This window comes from Achromobacter sp. SIMBA_011, assembly GCF_046535435.1.
Taxonomy (GTDB): Bacteria; Pseudomonadota; Gammaproteobacteria; order Burkholderiales; family Burkholderiaceae_B; genus Achromobacter; species Achromobacter dolens.
Genome location: NZ_JAWRWN010000882.1, coordinates 1 through 252 on the forward strand (window position 1 = coordinate 1; position 252 = coordinate 252).

Below are 252 nucleotides of genomic sequence, written 5' to 3' on the forward strand. Positions count from 1 at the left end.
GCGAATTGACGCCTTCTTTCAGAAGATAATCCGGTGCGCGCATATTCACCACTTCCGCCGCACCCGGATAACCGATCGGACCGGCACCGCGCATGAACAGGATGGTGTTGGCGTCGATCTTCAGCGACGGATCGTCGATGCGGTGGTGGTAATCCTCCGGACCGTCGAACACCACGGCACGGCCTTCAAAGGCTTCCGGATCATTTGGGTTGGAGAGGTAGCGGCCACGGAATTCTTCCGAGATCACGCTCG

Annotated in this window: 1 protein-coding gene; it reads right to left on the reverse strand. The window is 58.7% G+C overall.

Features of this window, described 5'->3' with window-relative positions; genetic code table 11:
• Positions 1 to 252: dihydroxy-acid dehydratase (locus SB816_RS33545; protein ID WP_410548444.1), on the reverse strand; the 252-nt coding region annotated here is incomplete at both ends.